Source organism: Curtobacterium pusillum (assembly GCF_007673235.1).
GTDB lineage: Bacteria > Actinomycetota > Actinomycetes > Actinomycetales > Microbacteriaceae > Curtobacterium > Curtobacterium pusillum_C.
Genome location: NZ_VDZH01000003.1, coordinates 595,416 through 611,851, shown reverse-complemented (window position 1 = coordinate 611,851; position 16,436 = coordinate 595,416). Strand labels below are relative to the sequence as shown.

General features: G+C 72.5%; 11 protein-coding genes and 1 pseudogene. 1 reads left to right on the top strand and 11 read right to left on the bottom strand.

Annotation, left to right across the window (positions count from 1 at the left end):
* Positions 1-6: 6 nt before the first annotated feature.
* The 7 genes and pseudogenes from FS532_RS11375 to FS532_RS11345 all read right to left on the bottom strand — a co-directional run bounded on the left by FS532_RS11375 (position 7) and on the right by FS532_RS11345 (position 7,722).
* Positions 7-1,708: pseudogene (locus FS532_RS11375) on the bottom strand (dihydroxyacetone kinase family protein).
* The gene (locus FS532_RS11370) at positions 1,705-3,084 is read right to left on the bottom strand and encodes an MFS transporter (RefSeq protein ID WP_144754063.1); all 1,380 of its coding nucleotides are present in this window, start codon (positions 3,082-3,084) and stop codon (positions 1,705-1,707) included. Before FS532_RS11370 ends, FS532_RS11375 begins: the two are co-directional and overlap by 4 nt.
* Before the next feature lie 84 nt (positions 3,085-3,168).
* Complete coding sequence (locus FS532_RS11365; protein ID WP_144754060.1) at positions 3,169-3,942, bottom strand: SDR family NAD(P)-dependent oxidoreductase; 774 nt, start codon at positions 3,940-3,942, stop codon at positions 3,169-3,171.
* Positions 3,943-3,953: 11 nt separating this feature from the next.
* Entirely contained in the window at positions 3,954-4,907 is a 954-nt protein-coding gene (locus FS532_RS11360) for a 3-hydroxyacyl-CoA dehydrogenase family protein (protein ID WP_144754057.1), read from the bottom strand.
* Positions 4,904-5,914, bottom strand: a complete 1,011-nt coding sequence (locus FS532_RS11355) for a sugar phosphate isomerase/epimerase family protein (protein WP_144754054.1) — start codon at positions 5,912-5,914, stop codon at positions 4,904-4,906. Before FS532_RS11355 ends, FS532_RS11360 begins: the two co-directional genes overlap by 4 nt.
* 91 nt (positions 5,915-6,005) lie before the next feature.
* Positions 6,006-6,722 carry a GntR family transcriptional regulator gene (locus tag FS532_RS11350; protein WP_144754051.1) on the bottom strand — a complete coding sequence of 239 codons (717 nt, stop codon included), beginning with the start codon at positions 6,720-6,722 and terminating at the stop codon, positions 6,006-6,008.
* Positions 6,723-6,747: 25 nt separating this feature from the next.
* The gene (locus FS532_RS11345; RefSeq protein WP_144754048.1) at positions 6,748-7,722 is read right to left on the bottom strand and encodes a matrixin family metalloprotease; all 975 of its coding nucleotides are present in this window, start codon (positions 7,720-7,722) and stop codon (positions 6,748-6,750) included.
* 147 nt (positions 7,723-7,869) lie between these two features.
* Between FS532_RS11345 and FS532_RS11340 the strand changes: the two genes are divergently transcribed.
* A complete protein-coding gene (locus tag FS532_RS11340; RefSeq protein ID WP_144754045.1) occupies positions 7,870-8,982 on the top strand; it encodes an NAD(P)/FAD-dependent oxidoreductase in 1,113 nt (370 codons plus the stop codon).
* A 3-nt stretch (positions 8,983-8,985) separates the two neighbouring features.
* Here the strand turns inward: FS532_RS11340 and FS532_RS11335 are convergent, their stop codons facing one another.
* The 4 genes from FS532_RS11335 to FS532_RS11320 all read right to left on the bottom strand — a co-directional run bounded on the left by FS532_RS11335 (position 8,986) and on the right by FS532_RS11320 (position 16,408).
* Entirely contained in the window at positions 8,986-9,900 is a 915-nt protein-coding gene (locus FS532_RS11335) for a GNAT family N-acetyltransferase (RefSeq protein WP_144754042.1), read from the bottom strand.
* A 198-nt stretch (positions 9,901-10,098) separates the two neighbouring features.
* Complete coding sequence (locus FS532_RS11330; RefSeq protein WP_260852651.1) at positions 10,099-11,907, bottom strand: S9 family peptidase; 1,809 nt, start codon at positions 11,905-11,907, stop codon at positions 10,099-10,101.
* A 116-nt stretch (positions 11,908-12,023) separates the two neighbouring features.
* Positions 12,024-13,835 carry an N-acetylglutaminylglutamine amidotransferase gene (locus FS532_RS11325; protein ID WP_144754035.1) on the bottom strand — a complete coding sequence of 604 codons (1,812 nt, stop codon included), beginning with the start codon at positions 13,833-13,835 and terminating at the stop codon, positions 12,024-12,026.
* Positions 13,835-16,408 carry a carboxylate--amine ligase/circularly permuted type 2 ATP-grasp protein gene (locus FS532_RS11320; protein ID WP_144754032.1) on the bottom strand — a complete coding sequence of 858 codons (2,574 nt, stop codon included), beginning with the start codon at positions 16,406-16,408 and terminating at the stop codon, positions 13,835-13,837. Before FS532_RS11320 ends, FS532_RS11325 begins: the two co-directional genes overlap by 1 nt.
* Positions 16,409-16,436: the final 28 nt, after the last annotated feature.

Sequence of the window (16,436 nt, the reverse complement as noted above, 5' to 3'; positions counted from 1 at the left end):
CGGTGGTCACGGCGCGACCGTCGCCACGATCAGCGCGAAGGACACCGCTCCCGGGTCCGGCGTCCCGACCGCGTGCTCGGCGTGCGTGCGCGCCCGGCCCATCCGCGGGAGCAGTGCAGCCGTGCCGTCCGCAGCGGTCCCGGCCGCGACGGCAGCCGCACGCCAGGCCTCGGCGAGGGGCGCTCCCTCGTCGATCCGCGACCGGAAGACCTCGTCGAACGGGACCAGGGCGTCCACCATCGTCGCCGACCGTCGCGCCGAAGGCGAGCACCGCCTCGGTGGCCGCACCGACGGCGTCCGCGACGGTGGCACCCGACGGACGCTGGTCGTCCCCGAGGACGCGACCCAGTGCCTCCAGGGCGGCTCCCCAGATCGCACCGGACGTGCCGCCGGCCTTGTCGGACCAGGCATCTCCGGCGATCCGCAGCACGGAACCCGCCCCGGCACGGCTTTCCACCGCACCTGATGCAGCGTCGGCCGCGGCGTGCGCGCCGCGCTGCATGCCGATCCCGTGGTCGCCGTCACCCGCGACCGCATCGATCCGGCCGAGTTCGTCAGCCCGCTCGTCCAGCAGCGCGCGGACGGCGGTGAAGCCGGCGGCGATGCGTGCCGCGACGGCACGGGAGTCGTCGCTCGCCGGGCCGACCGCGTCGGGGGTCGCCTCCGCGGCCGCGACGGACGCGGCGACGCGCTCCTGCGGCACGGCTCCGCCCTTCCGGTACGCGGGGGTGTCGGCGGGCGCTGCCCAGAGTTCCTCGAGTTCGTCGTCCAACCAGAACAGCGTCAGCGAGACCCCGGCCATGTCGAAGCTCGTGACGAGTTCCCCGACCTCGGGCTCGACGAGCACGACGCCCACGTCGCCGAGCAGCCGCTGGACGGACCGGTAGACGACGAAGAGCTCCTCGTACTTCACGCTCCCGAGCCCGTTGAGGATCGGCACGGCGCGCGATCCGGCTGCGCTGACCCCGGCGGGCAATTCGTCGAGCAGCCGGGTGACCAGGAGCGATGCCAGCTCGTCGGCCGTCGGGACGTCGGTCTCGTCGATCCCGCGTTCGCCGTGGATGCCCATGCCCACCGCCATGCGACCCTCCGGAACCTCGAACAGCGGTTCCTCGGCACCGGGCAGGGAACAGCCGGAGAACGCGACGCCGAAGGACCGGGTCCGGTCGTTGGCACGGTCCGCGATCGCCGTCACCGTGTCGAGGTCGTCGCCTCGTTCCGCCGCGGCCCCGGCGACCTTGAAGACGCAGAGGTCGCCCGCGATGCCGCGCCGCTCGTGCGACCGGTCGGCCGGCGCCGAGGTGACGTCGTCGGTGACGCGGACGGTGCGGACCGGGATCCCGTCGGCCTCGAGCGTCCGCGCCGCGGCGTCGAAGTTCAGGACGTCGCCCGCGTAGTTGCCGTAGCTGAGCAGGACCCCGCCGCCGTGCTCGCTCGCCCGTGCGACGGCCGCCACCTGCTGGGCGCTCGGGCTGGCGAAGAGGTTCCCCATCGCGGCCCCGGCCGCCAGTCCGTGCCCGACGAGCCCGCCGAAGGCCGGGTAGTGCCCCGACCCGCCGCCGATGACCACCGCGACCGTGCCGTCCGGCGACGTCGTCGACCGCGCGACGCCGCCGTGCACCCGCCGCACCCACCGCTCGTTCGCCGCGACGAAGCCGTCGGTGGCTTCGTCCGCGAAGTCCGCCGGGTCGTTGAACAGCCGCGTCATCGTCCGTCTCCCTGTGCGCGCACGTGCGTGGTGTCGAGCAGTTCGTCCGCCTTCGCGCCGCGGAAGAACTTCGTGCAGAAGATCATCACCGCGGCCACGAACGCCAGGACCCCGAGGGACACGATGCCGAACGCCCCGCTGTCCGTCGGCACGACCTCGTTGATCGCGGTCCGCATGATCGGTGCGACGAACCCGCCGAGGTTGCCGAGCGAGTTGATCAGGCCGATGCCCGCGGCCGCCGCGGCACCCGTGAGGAACGCCGTCGGGTACGCCCACGTGATGGGCCCCACGGCGAGGAAGCTCGCCACGGCCAGGGTGATGAAGACGATGCCGAGGATCGGCTGCCCGTTCGCCCCGGCCCACGCCGACCCGAGGATCGACAGGCCGGTGGTGACGTAGAACATCGTCCCCCAGCGACGCCGACGACCGACGGTGTCCGCCTTCGAGCCGACGAGGTAGCAGGCCACCAGCCCGACCAGCCACGGGATCGCGGCGACGAGTCCCACCTGCCAGCCGACGTCCTGCCCGAGCAGCGCGGAGACCTGCTGCGGCAGGTAGAACGTCGTGCCGTACACGGCGACCTGCAGGCAGAAGTAGATGATCGTGAAGTACCAGACGCGCCCGCTCGCCATCGCCTTCCAGATGCCCGTCGGCCCGTCGGCGCTGCGCGCGGTGTCCTCCCGCGCCATCGCCGCGGTGAGCGAGTCCTTCTCCCCCGGCTCCAGCCACTTCGCCTGCTGCGGACTGTTCGTCAGGAACACCAGGGCGGCGACGCCGGCGAGCACCGCGAGGATGCCCTCACCGAAGAACATGACCTGCCAGCCGTGGAACGGGGTGGCCTGGTCGCCGAAGCTCAGCAGACCACCGGACAGCGGCGCTCCGATCATCTGCGAGAACGGCTGCGCCAAGTAGAAGATGGCGAACATCCGCACGCGCACCTTGTTCGGGAACCACTCGGACAGGTACATGATCACGCCCGGGAACAGACCCGCCTCGGTCACACCGAGGATGAACCGCAGGACGATGAACATCGTGTCGTTCGTCGTGAAGGCGAACAGCGCGGCGACGATGCCCCACGTGACCGCGATGCGGGCGAGCCAGAAGCGCGCCCCGAACCGCTTGAGGAGCAGGTTCGACGGGATCTCGAAGATCGCGTAGCCGATGAAGAAGATGCCGGCGCCGAGCGCGAAGGCCGCGTCGGAGATGCCGCGGTCGACACTCAGCGCCTCCTCCGCGAAGCCGACGTTCGTGCGGTCGAGGAACGCGACGAAGTACAGGATGACGAGCATCGGCATGAGGTGCTTCGTCGCCTTGCCGATGGCCGACTTCAGGGCCGGGTCGTGGGTGGACCCCAGGGCGGGCAGGGATGAGGACACGGTCGCTCCTTTGCGAACACGGTTTCTGACTGGAGGCGCGGGTCGGCGCGCGCGGATCGACGCGCGGTCCGCGGGTGGTTCCGTCTAGTGCATGTAGAGGCCGCCGTCGACGTTCAGGGTCTGGCCCGTCACGAACCCGGCGTCGGCGCTGATGAGGTAGGCGATCGCCGCGGCGATGTCCCGCGGCGTCCCGATGCGGGGCAGGACGCCGTCCGCTGCCATCTCGGCCTTGCGCTCCTCGGAGAGGGTGCCGCCCATGATGTCGGTGTCGATCGGCCCGGGGGCGATCGCGTTGACCGTGACGCCCATCGGTCCGAGCTCACGGGCGAGGCCGCGGGTCAGGCCGATCACGCCGGCCTTCGCCACCGTGTACGGCGTCTTGCTGAAGGTGCCGCCGCCGCGCTGGGCGGAGACGGACGACAGGTTGACGATGCGCCCGTACCCGTTCCGCACCATCGACTCCGCCGCCCGCAGGCTGGCGAAGTGCACGCCGTCGAGGTTGATCGACAGCACGCGGTGCCACTCCCCCTCGGGCAGGTCGAGGTAGGCGTGCGCCGAGGACACCCCGGCGAGGTTCACGAGCGCGGTGACGGGCGGCAGCGGCGCCTCGATCGTGTCGAAGGCCGCACGGACGGCGGATTCGTCGGCGACGTTCGCGCCCGCGCCCACGGCCCGGACGCCGTGCTGCTCGCGGATCTCGGCGGCGACCTGCTCGCTCGCGGTCTGGTCGAGGTCGATGATCCCGACGTTCCATCCCGCCTCGGCGAGGTGGTGTGCGGTCGCCCGGCCGATGCCCCGAGGCGATGCCGCTCCGGTGAGGACGACGGTGTGGTCCTGGTTCTGCGTGTTCGTGGTCATGGTCGTTCCCGTCAGTGGATCGGTGCCGGGCCGAGCTCGTCGAGGAGCTTCTGCATCGCGACGTACGCCTTGTTCCGGTAGGCCACGAGCTCCGGCGTCCGGTCGGCGGGCACCTCGAGGTACCCCGCGCCGGACTTCGTGCCGAGTTCGCCCGCGTCGACGTGCTGCTGCAGCGACGGCGGGGTGGCGAAGCGCTCGGGCCAGCGGGTCTGCAGCGACTCGAAGCAGAACGCGTAGACGTCGAGCCCGGCCATGTCGGCGATGGCGAACGGGCCGAAGAACGGCAGGCGGAACCCGAAGGTGGTCCGGACGATGGTGTCGATGTCGTCGGGGCTGGCGATGCCCTCGTCGGCGATCTTCGTGGCCTCCTCGAACAGCGCGTACTGCAGCCGGTTGAGCACGAAGCCGGTCGAGTCCTTGACCCGTGCCGACTGCTTGCCCGTGGCGGCGACGACGGCCTCGCCGACCTCGACCGCGTGCTCGTTCGTCGTCGGGTGCGGGATGAGCTCGACGCCGGGGATGAACGGCGCGGGGTTCGAGAAGTGCACCCCGAGGAACCGCTCGGGTCCGACGACGGCCTCGGCGAGGGACTCGATCAGGATCGTCGAGGTGTTCGAACCGATCACGGCGTCCGGACGGGCGGCCTCGCTGATGCGACGGAGGGTCGCGTGCTTGATCTCGAGCTTCTCCGGCACCGCTTCCTCGATGAAGTCGGCCGTGGCGACCGCTTCCTCGATGGAGGCGGCGGCGCTGAGGTGCGCGTCGACGCGTGACACGGCGTCCGCAGGGAACAGGCCGTCCGCGACGAACTGCTCGGTCTCGGCGATGAGCCGGGCACGGTTGGACGCGGCGATCTCGGCGGAGACGTCCGCGATCCGGACGGTGTGGCCGGCGAGGGCGAGGACCTGCGCGATCCCGCCGCCCATGTAGCCGGACCCGACGACGGCGATGTCGAGGGTGCTCATCGTGTTGCTCCTTCGGTGGTGGTCGCCGCCGCTGCGTCGAGCTTCGTCGTCGCGAGGACGGAACGGATGTACTGCTGGTTGGTGGCGCAGACGCCGAGGCTGTCCCCGCCGTACTGCTCCGTCATGACGATCCCGCGGAACCCGTCGGCCACGGCGTCGCGGAGGACCTGGCGGTAGTTGATGAGCCCGGCCTCCATGGTGCTCGGCACGCTCGTCGCCCAGCTGCCGTCGCCGGCCTCGTCCCGCGTGTAGTTCTTCACGTGCAGGTAGTTCGTGACCGGCATGGTCTTGGCGAACAGCTCCCGCCAGTCCTCGACGGGACGGTGCAGGCGGATGAGGTTCGCGACGTCCGCGTTCAGCCCGACGTTGTCCAGGCCGATCTCCTCGATCAGCCGCACGGCGCTGTCGGCGGTGCCGAGGTAGGTGTCCTCGTACAGCTCGAGCGCCATCGGCAGCCCGACGGACGCCGCGTGCTCCCCGAGGTCACGCAGCCGCGAGACGGCGGCCTTCCGGACCTCGGGGTCGTCGGGGTCCTTCGGGCCCTGCGCCGTCCAGAACCACAGGGCTGCGCGCTGGGCCTCGTTGAACGGCTGGTGCAGCCCGGTCGAGAACACCTGCATGCCCCACTCGGCCGCGGCGTCGATCGTGCGGTGGGCGTAGGCGAGGTTGTCCTCCTCGTGCCCGGGCTGGATGACGCTCTTGCGCTGCAGGTGCACCGACGGGATCCCGACGCCGTGGGCCTTCGCGATGGCGAAGAGTTCGTCGCGCCGGGACCGCTCGAGGTCGGCGGGACGGATGTGGCTGTCGGCGAGTTCCGCGAGCGAGAACCCGACGGCCTCGATCTGCGCGAACACGTCGTCCCAGACCTCGGGGGCGGCGTCGTGGAAGGCGACCCCGTCGCGCGTGACCGGGGGGAACCCGTGGAGACAGGTGGCGATCGGCCAGGTGTCGGACGTCCAGGTGTCGGGGTTCCAGTCCTGGTCGACCCAGTCCTGTGGTGTGCTCACGGAATGCTCCCTCGCATGTCTCGGTTCGGCGATGAACCTCTTTCCTATAGGAAAGATACTCGTGCGACGACGAAACGCAACCCCGTTCGCGCTACCCGGCGTGCGAGGCGTCGGCGCGGGACCGCAGCCGGACGGCGTCGATGTGGTGCCGCATCGCCGCCACCGCCTCGGCCGGCCCCACGGCGAGCGCGTCGAGGACCGCCCGGTGCTCGTGCACGGCACGGTCGGTGTCGTCGCCGCCGCCCTCGACGATCTGCCGCATGCGGTGCACCCGGGTCGTGATGATCTCGGACATCTCCTCGAGGAACGGGTTCCGCGTCGCGTCGAAGACGAGCTGGTGGAACTGCCAGTCGCTCCGGAAGAACCGGGCCATCAGCTCCTCGGACGCGTCTGCTGCCCCGACCGCGGCGATCGCCTCGGCGACGGCCGCCTGCTCCTCGAGCGCGTGTGCCAGCCGGGCTCGCAGCGCGTCCACGTCACCGCGGGCAGCGAGGTCCACGGCGCCGCTCTCCACGATGAGCCGCGCGTCGAAGAGCGCCTCGAGCTGGTCCCCCGCGAGGGGCGGGGACACCCGGTACCCCTTGTTCGCCTCGCGCGTGACGAGTCCGGTGCGCTCCAGTTGCACCAGTGCCTCGCGCACCGGGGTGGGCGAGACGCCCAGGGTCCGGGCGAGGCCGTCGATCGACAGGCGCATGCCCGGTTCGACGTCGTGGCCCATCAGCACCTCGAGCACCCGGTCGTAGACGCGGTCCCGCAGGCCGAGCTGCGTGATGCGTTCACTCCCGAAGCCGGGCATCGTGCTGGACATGCCTCGATCCTAGAGAATCGAGGAATCAGTACAGGGCGTCGATGCCCATCAGGTCACCGAGCCCGAGCGTGCGCTGGCCGACCTCGCAGGTCGTCGACGCCGGCTTCATGACCAGACCGCTGTTCTGCGCGGTGTGTCCGAGTCCGAAGGCGTGCCCCCACTCGTGCGTGGCCACTCCCCGGAGGTCGTACCGGGCGCCGGCGCACGTCGAACTCGCCGACCAGGCGGCCGTGGTCGAGTACCGCTGGTCGACCTCGATGGCCACCCCGGACCGCGACCAGACACAGGTCACCGCGAGCGTCCCGGTCTTGAGGGGCCCCCACCCGATGACGCTCGTCCCGCTCGACGCTCCGCAGCCGCCGGTCGCGCTGACCGCGATCGGCTCGGTGGTGTTGCCGACGAGCCGCTCGGCCGCCGCCGACGTGACGGACTTCCCGCACGCCGAGATCGCTCCGGTCCACGCGTCGGCACCGGCGCGGATCACCGGCGCGACGGCCGCCTTCTGCCCGGACGTGTTGTAGCTCCAGGAGACCGGTGCGGTCCACCGGAACCCGAGCTTGGTGTACGTCTTGTTGCCGCAGCTCGACGCGGCCTTCACGGCGACCGCGGAGGTCGCGGCGTGCGGCGACGCCACGGGACGGGCCGCGGCTTGTTGCAGTCGGATGGCCGCGGGCGAGCCGGACCACGCGTGGTCGATCCGCACCGCGAGTCCGGCGCGTCCGGCGTTCGTGACGGAGACGTCGCCCGGGTCACCGGCTCCGGTCGACGCCACCGGCAACGCGGAGACCGTCGTGCCCGCGCGGGGCACCACGAACCGACGACCGTCCGGGAGCACCACGGTGCCCGAGGACACCGTGCAGCCGCCGGCGAGCTCCGCGACGGTGATCCGGTCGCCGCGGCAGGTCGGCACCGCGTCGGCCGACGCTCCGCCCACCGACGTGACGACGACCGCGGTCACCGCGATCCCGAGTGCGACCGCCCCTGCGGTCACGGAAGACATGCGCACGATCCGACCCTCCTGGTCCCCTGTGCCCGGGCAGTCCCTTGCCCGACGCAGTCAGTGTGCGGAGCGGCCGTCGGCAGGGTCAACCCCCCGAAGTGGCCTGTGCGAACGCGGGTCGGATGTGCTGTCCGGCAGGATCGGTGCATGGGATCACGCTCCGTCGTCGTCATCGGTTCGGGCATCGCCGGCGCCGCCACCTTCTTCGCCCTCGCCCGCCGCGGCACCGACGTCACGCTCGTCGACGACGGTGCGGTCGGGCAGGCGACCGCGGCGAGCGCCGGGATCCTGCAGCCCTGGTCGTCCGCGATCGACGGCCCGTTCGCGGACCTGTACGTCCGCGGCGCCGCGTTCTGGCCGGAGGTCCTGGCACGTCTGGCGGAGGTCGGCGTCACGCAGACCGGTCACCGGCGGAGCGGTGCCCTCGTGGTGAACGCGGACCCCGCGGCGGTCGACGCGGCCGAGGAGCGGGTGGGACGGCGCCGGGCGGCGGACCCTGACGTGGTCGGCCGGGTCGAGCGCATCGGTGGTGACCGCGCTCGAGGACGGTTCCCGCCGCTCGCGACCGGACTCGACGCCCTGTGGATCGAGGGCGGCGGTCGGGTCGACGGGCGGACTGTCCGCGATGCGCTCGTCGAGGCCGGTCGGCGACACGGCGGGAGGACGGTGACGGCACACGCGGCGCTCCTCGACGACGGACGCGTGCGGTTCGGCGACCGGACCGAGGACCCCGACGCGGTCGTCCTCGCCGGCGGTGCCTGGACGAACGACCTGCTCGGGTCGCTCGGCGTGCGGGTCCCGGTGGCGCCGCAGCGCGGACAGATCACGCACCTGACCCTGCCCGGGGTGGACACCACGCACTGGCCGTCCGTGCACCCGCTGTCGCACCACTACCTCGTCGCGTTCGACGGGTCGCGCGTCGCCGTGGGTGCGACCCGCGAGACCGGCAGTGGCTTCGATCCCCGGGTGACGGCGGCCGGGCAGCTCCAGGTGCTGCGGGACGCACTGTCCATCGCGCCGGGGCTCGCCGACGCGACGATCCTGGAGACCCGTGTCGGCCTCCGTCCGCTTGCCGACGACACGATGCCGATCGTCGGGGCGGTCCCGGGGCACGACGGCCTCTTCGTCGCCACCGGCTACGGCGCAGCGGGACTCACGATGGGTCCGTTGCTCGGCGATGCCCTCGCCCGCCGCGTCCTCGGTGAACCGGTCCCGGAGCTCGACGCCCTGCACCCGACGACGTCCCCCGCGGCGGGCTGAACCTCAGGGCACCTGCACGAACCGCGGCGCCCCACGGTCCCGCAGCCGGAACCCGAGGTGCTGGTACAGCCCGATCGCCCCGGTGTTCCCGGCGGCCGCGTGCATGAGCGGCGTCTCGCCCCGCTGCCGGATGCCGTGGGCGACGTCGAGCACCAGGCGCCGACCGAGCCCCTGCCCGCGGAACTCGGCGTCCGTGCACACGGCGCTGATCTCGGTCCACCCCGGCGGGTGCAGGCGCTCTCCGGCCATGGCGATCAGGCGGCCCTCGCGACGGACGCCGACGTAGCGCCCGAGCTCGATCGTGCGCGGCAGGAACGGTCCGGGCTTGGTGCGGGTGATGAGCTCGAGGATCTCGGGGACGTCGTCGGGCGTGAGTTCGACGGCCTCGGAGTCCGGAGCGCCCTCGATGTCCTCGCCGGTGAGCTGCACGCCGCCGGCGCTCTCGACCGCGGGCCACCCCTCGGGGACCACGGCCGACGCACCGACACCGAAGACCGCACCGGAGCCGAGCAGCGTCCGGACGTCCTCCCAGTCCTCGGCGGTGGGTCGTTCCGGGATCCCGGTCCACACCGAGACGTCGGGCAGGTACCGCGCGATCTCCCCGCGGCGTTCGGCGAACCGGGCGTGCGCGCCGTTGAGCGAGGCCAGCGCGGGGTTGTCGAGCAGACGGGTCGGGGTGCCGTCGTCCGCGATGGTGAGGTCGAGGGCCCGGACGGCCTCACCGCGCGCGTCGCACCCGCGGAACCCGAGGTCCTCCAGCCGGCGACGGTCCCCGTCCGCCCACCCGGTGGTGTCGGCGACGACGGCCGCGGCGTAGCGGTTGCGCGCCCCGTCCACGACGTCACCGACGTCCGCCGCGGTGGTCAGCAGGACCTCTCCGGGTCGGGTCAGGTCGGTCGTCGGGGCGTCGGTCGTCATGTGTCCATCCTGCGACTCCACGAGCGTCCGACGGCGCATCGTTGCACCACGTGACGCGGCGCCCGCACCTCGCACCGTGCGACGTGCGCTCCAACACCGTGCGAGGCTCCCAGCAGTGTGGGAGCCACTTCACCCCGCACACTGCGCGGGACCTCGCACACTGCGGAGCGCGGCGCGCGGCACCACCCCGCCCCCGTGCTACCGCAGGCGCGCCGCCAGGAACGTCACCATGCGCCGCACGAGCTCCACGCGCGACGACGCTCGCCGGTACTCGTGCCCCTCGCCCGCGAGCTCGAGGTACTCCACGTCGTGCGACCGTCCCCGCAGCGCCGCGACGACCTGGTGCGCCTCACCGATCGGCACGTTCGTGTCGAGTTCACCGTGCACGACGAGCAGCGGCGCGGTGACGTCGTCGATCGCCCGCATCGGCGAGAGCGAGTCGAGCAGTGCGGCGTCGTCCACGGGGTGCCCGTACTTCGTGGCGGCTGCCGATGCGATCCACGGTTCGGTGTCCCGGTAGAACGTCGCGAAGTCGCTCATCCCGCACACCGCGACGCCGGCGGCGAAGACGTCCGGGGTGAACGCCAGCGACGCGAGGGTGGCGTACCCGCCGTAGGAGCGGCCCTCGACGGCCACGCGCGAACGGTCCGCGTACCCGTTCGACACCAGGAACCGTGCGCAGTCCACGACGTCGGCGAGCGCGTTCCAGCGCAGCGCGAGGTCGTCCGCGTGCACGAAGTCCCGCCCGTACCCGCTGGAGCCGCGGATGTTCGGTGCGAAGACCGTGACGCCCGCGGCGGCGAGCGCCTGGTGCTGCGGCGAGAAGGTGGGTCGCTCCTGCGACTCCGGTCCGCCGTGCAGGTGCAGCATCGCTGCGCGGCCTGGAGGCGCGGCACCGGCATCGGGGTCGCCGCCGGTCGACGACACGGTCGGCTCCACGGCCCGGTACAGCCAGCCGGTGAGCTCCAGTCCGTCACGCGCGGCGAACCGCTCGAGGGTCGGCTCCACCAGCGGCACGTCGGGGAGGTCCGGCGCGTCGGTGACCCGGCTCCACGTGAGCGCGTTCGTGTCGAGTCGCCAGAGTTCGCGCGGCCGGGTGGGGCCCTCGACGGCGAGGATGACGCTCCGCCCGTCGCGACTGAGGACCGGGTCGGTGACGACGTACCCGGGCAGGTCCGGCACCGGGGTGCGTGAGGCGTCGTGGGTGTTGATGAGGTCGAGTTCGCTGCGACCGTCGACGTTCCAGACGAGCAGGAGTGTCCGCCCGGCGTCGTCGGCGTCGAGGTACTCGAGTTCCGCGTCGGCGCGCTCGATGATCCGGCGGGGCTGCCCGCGCCAGCCGTGCGGTCCGACGGGCTGCGCGACGAGCTGCCGGCGCGGGAGGCCGGCCTCGGTCGCGACGTAGGCGACGAGCGGGCTGGTCTCGCTCGCGGGCGATGGACGGAGGAACGCGATCTCCGCCGATCCGTCCGGCGGATCGGTCAGGAGCGCCTGGCTCTCGTCGGTCAGCCGGTCGACCACGACGACGAACTCGTGGCCGCGCTGCCCGTCCCGGAGCACGACGAGGCGTTCCTCGACGGAGAGGTCGAGGATGTGGATGAGCTCCCCGACGGCGAGGTCGTCGCGGTCGCCGGAGACCGGGTCGACGAGGTACGAGCGTGCGGGCTGCTCGGGTTCGGTGGAGGGCAGCGTGATGACGACCCGGTGCCCGCTGCGGCTCCACGGTCCGAGTTCGGCGTGCTGGTACCGCGAGCCGGCGATCTGCGCGGCGTCGGTGCCGTCCGGCCGGACCACCCAGACCTGCTGCTTCACGCCGCCGTCGGTCGCGATCGCCACGGCGAGCCACTCCCCATCGGAGGACCACGTCACCCGGATCACCGGGTCGTCGGACAGTCGGATCCGGACGGGTTCGGACGGAGCGCCGTCGACGACGACGTCCTGCACGAAGACCTCGGGGCTGCCGTGCCGGTCGCTGACGAACGCCACCCGGCGCGCGTTTCGCGTCATGGTGGGCCCCCACGATCCCCAGGCCGAGACGAGGCGCTCGCCCAGGCCGACCGCCTGCTCGACGCGGGCCGACGACCCGACGCGATCCGCGCCTCCAGTCCGCACCGTCGACCCGCTCACCGCACCCCCTGGTGCTGCAGCCACATCTCGATCAGGCCGAGCTGCCAGAGCGCGTTCGCGCCGATCTCGGTCCGTGTGCTGTTCGGGTCCTGGAGCATCCGCTCGACCGTACCCGGGTCGAAGAGCCCGCGCTCGCGCGCCTCCGGGGCGTGCAGCGCCTGCCGGACGCGCTCGAGGTAGGGGCCCTCGAGCTGGCGGATCGCCGGCACCGGGAAGTACCCCTTCGTCCGGTCGATGACGGCGTCGGGCACGATGCCGCGTGCCGCGCGCTTCATGACGCCCTTGCCGCCGTCCGCCAGCTTGAGCGACGGCGGGATCGCGCCCGCGAACTCGACGAACTCGTGGTCGAGGAACGGCACGCGCGCCTCGAGCCCCCACGCCATCGTCATGTTGTCGACGCGCTTCACCGGGTCGTCGACGAGCATCGTCATCGTGTCGCTGCGGAGCGCGGCGTCGACGCTCGTCTCCGCTCCCGGGACCGCGAACGAGGCGTCCACGAACGCCGACGGGGTGTCGTCGTCGCTCCGCCAGCGCTCCCCGAGCAGCGGCTGGAGCGCCGGCCAGCGCCGGTCCATGAACACCGAGCGGTAGGCCTCCGCGGCCTGGTCCCGTGGGACGGACGCGAGCGGCGGGTACCAGCTGTACCCGCCGAGCACCTCGTCCGCGCCCTGGCCGGACTGCACGACCTTGACGTGCTGCGAGACCTCCTGGGACAGCAGGTAGAACGCGACGCAGTCGTGGCTGACCATCGGCTCGCTCATCGCCTGGATCGCCCCGTCGATCCCGTCGAGCAGGCGCGACGAGGGGATGCGGATGCGGTGGTGGTCGGTGCCGAAGTGCCGTGCGACCTCGTCGGAGTACTCGAACTCGTCGCCGGACTCCCCGCCCGCCGACTCGAAGCCGATGCTGAACGTCGCGAGGTCCTGCTGGCCGGCCTCGGCGAGCAGCGCCACCACGAGGGACGAGTCGATGCCGCCGGACAGCAGCACGCCGACCGGCACGTCGGCGACCATGCGACGCTCGACGGCGGTGCGGAGCTTCTCGGTGAAGCCCTCCTGCCAGTCCTGGTCGCTCCAGTCGGCCTTGTCGGGGTCGCGCTCGAAGCGGGGCTCCCAGTACGTGGTGTCGCGGAACGCACCGGACGGCTCGACCACCCGGACGGTGGCGGGTGGCAGCTTGCCGACGCCGGACAGGATCGTCCGGGGTGCCGGGACGATGGAGTGGAAGGTCATGTACGACGCGAAGGCGACCGGGTCGATGGACGTGTCGACGCTGTGCCCACCGCCGTCGCCGGCACCCGCGTTCCCCGCCAGGATCGCCGGCAGGGAGCTCGCGAAGCGCATCCCGCCCGGGACCTCGGCGACGTAGAGCGGCTTGACGCCGAGCCGGTCACGGGCGAGCACGAGCCGACCGCTCGCGTGCTCCCAGATCGCGATCGCGAACATGCCGATCAGGTGGTCGACGAACGCGGTGCCCCACTCGGCGTACGCCGCGACGATCACCTCGGTGTCCGAGGTCGAGTCGAACGTGTGCCCCTTGCCGTGCAGCTCGTCGCGGAGCTGCCGGTAGTTGTAGACCATGCCGTTGTAGGCGATCGTCAGCCCGAGCCGCGGGACCACCATCGGCTGGGCCCCGGCCGTGGACAGGTCGACGATCGACAGCCGGCGGTGCCCGAGCGCCACCGGCCCGCGTGCCCACAGTCCGTCGCCGTCCGGACCGCGGTGCCGCAGACACCCGGTCATCCGGGCCACCGCGCCGACGTCCGGGGACGTCCCGTCGAACCGGATCTCGCCCGCGAGTCCACACATCAGCTGTCTCCCTCGGTGGTGCCGGACCCGGTCGCGGGAGCACCGAGGATCCACGTGTCCTTGGCGCCGCCGCCCCGCGACGAGTTCACGACCATGCTGCCCTCGGGTGCGACGCGGGTGAGCGCGACGTCGGCGAGGTGGGTGTCGTCCGGGCCGGTCCCCGTGACGTACACGAAGGCGCGGAGGTCGACGTGCCGGGGATCGAGCCCCGCCGGCCCGATCGTCGGGTGCGAGGAGAGCTGCACGACCTCCTGGCCGACCCAGCCCGCGGGGTCGGCGGCGATCGCGCGACGTCGCTCGGCGACCTCGGGGGCGCTCGCGCTCGGTCCGATGAGGACGTCCCTGCCACCCTCGCCGTCGACGGGCTTCGTGACGAGTTCGCCGACGCGGTCGAGCACGGAGAGCCGTTCGCCCTCGATGCTCGTGCGGTAGGTGGGCACCGAGTCGAGCAGGGGTTTCTCCTCGAGGTAGTACCAGATGAGGTCGGGCACGTTGACGTACATCGCCTTGTCGTCGACGAGCGCGTTGCCCGGCGCGTTGGCCAGGTGCACCCGTCCGGCCTCGGCCGCGTCGAGGATCCGGGCGCCCAGGTCCGGCACGCGCTCGGTGGTCAGGGCGCTCGCGTCCCGGTCGATCCGGAGGTACAGCCCGTCCAGGACCTCACCGGTCGCCGCGACGACGACGTGGCCGTCGCGGACGTCCAGGTCGGTGTCGGCCAGGAGGCGCAGCCCGGCCCCGTCGGCCAGCCTGCGGTGCTCGAACCACGCGCCGGCGGCGGGGCCGTCGCTGATCAGCGCGATCACCGGGTCCGGGTTGCCGGTGACGGCGGTCGCGTTGGTCCGCAGGGTGTCGCGGAGGCGCGCGGTGACGCTCGCCGGGTCGCGCAGGTTCGCGGGACGCGGGGCGTCCGGCACCACGTCGTCCATCAGCTCGCGGAGGGCCATGCCGTACGCGACGCCGGAGGGCGACCGGACGTTGTCCTCGAGGACACGCCACCCGCCGAACTCGTTCCGGACCAGGTCGAAGCCCATCACCGGCGCACGGACGGCCGATGCGGGGAGGCGTGACGCGTCCGGGTCCCAGCCGTTCGCACCGACGAACTGGTGCGCGTCCATCGCACCGTCCGCGACGATCCGCTGCTCGCCGTACGCGTCGCGGAGGAACAGCTCGACGGCACGGGCCCGCTGTGAGAGGCCGGCGGCGAGCTGACTCCACTCGTAGGCGCTGATCGTCCGCGGGACGAGGTCGCACCCGAACGCCTGGACGCCGCCGTCGACCACGAACCCGACCTCGTGCTCGCGGGTCCAGGCGTCGCGGGCGGCGCACCGGTCGATCGTGGTCTCGGCGTCCCAGTCGCGGAAGAACAGGGCGAGGTCCCGGAAGGCCGGGCGCGGTCGGGCACCGGGACCGACTGCCTCGTCGCCGGCGCGGACGCGGTATGACGGCAGGGTCACGGTCGGGTGCTCGGTGCGGCCGGAGGGCGTGCCGGCGGTGTCCTCGACGACCGACGCCACGACGTCGTCGAGCTCGCCGCGCTCGGCGTACGCGGTCCGCTGCCGGTCGGTGGAGTTGCCGCGGGCGAGGGTGTCCTCGGCGAGCTCGGCCACCGTGCCCCAGTCGCCGAGCTCCTCGAGCTCCGGACGCAGGCGGGAGACGAGCTGCCGGACGGCGGTCTCGGCGGGGAGCCGCTCCGGGTGCTGGCCGAGCCCGAGCAGTTCGCCGGTCAGGCCACCGCGCGCCGCCTGCCACATCGCGGCCCGGTGCAGGGGTTCGCTGCGGGGGTGCCACTCGGCCCCGGACTCGACCGCCTTCTCGGCCTTCCGGACGGCCGCCCGGAACAGCCCGGCGATCAGGACGGCGTCGTCGACGATCGGCGTCGCGTCGCAGACCCGGAGCTCGAGCGTCGGCGCGTGCGACGAGGGTCGGACATCGAAGTACGCCATCTTCTTGTCCGCGATGACCCCGGAGGCGATGAGGTCGTCGAGCACCTTGTCGTACTCGGCGGCGTCGGACACCCGCCCGAAGCTGCCGGCGGACGGCCAGCGCTGCCAGATGATGCTGCGGAACGACGAGTAGCCGGTGTCCTGCCCGTTCCAGAACGGACTCGACGCACTGAGCGCCAGCAGCACCGGCAGCACGGGGGCCACCCGCTGGGCGATCTGCACCGCGAGGTCGCGATCGCTCACCCCGACGTGCACCTGCAGGCCGCAGATGAGCTGTTCGTCGACGAGCATCCGGTACTGCTCCTGCATGCGGCCGTAGCGTCCGCCGCTCGTCAGCTCGAAGTCGGCGTACTCGGAGCGCGGTGCGGTGCCGGCCGCCGCGATCGTGACACCCGCGGGGGCGATCGCGGCGCTGAGCTCCTGGCGGAGGTCGACGATCACCCGTCTGAGGTCGTCGAGGGTCCGCACCACGGGGGTGTTCGTCTCGATGGTGGTCCGCTGGAGTTCCGCGCCGAAGCGATCGGCGGGCAGCTTGGGCAGAAGGCGCGGGGCCTTCGCGGAAAGTCGGCCGGACTCGAGGTCGATGAGGTGCAGTTCTTCCTCGGCGCCGAGCGTCAGCTCTGCACTCATGGCTGGAACCTACCGTCGCCACCATCGG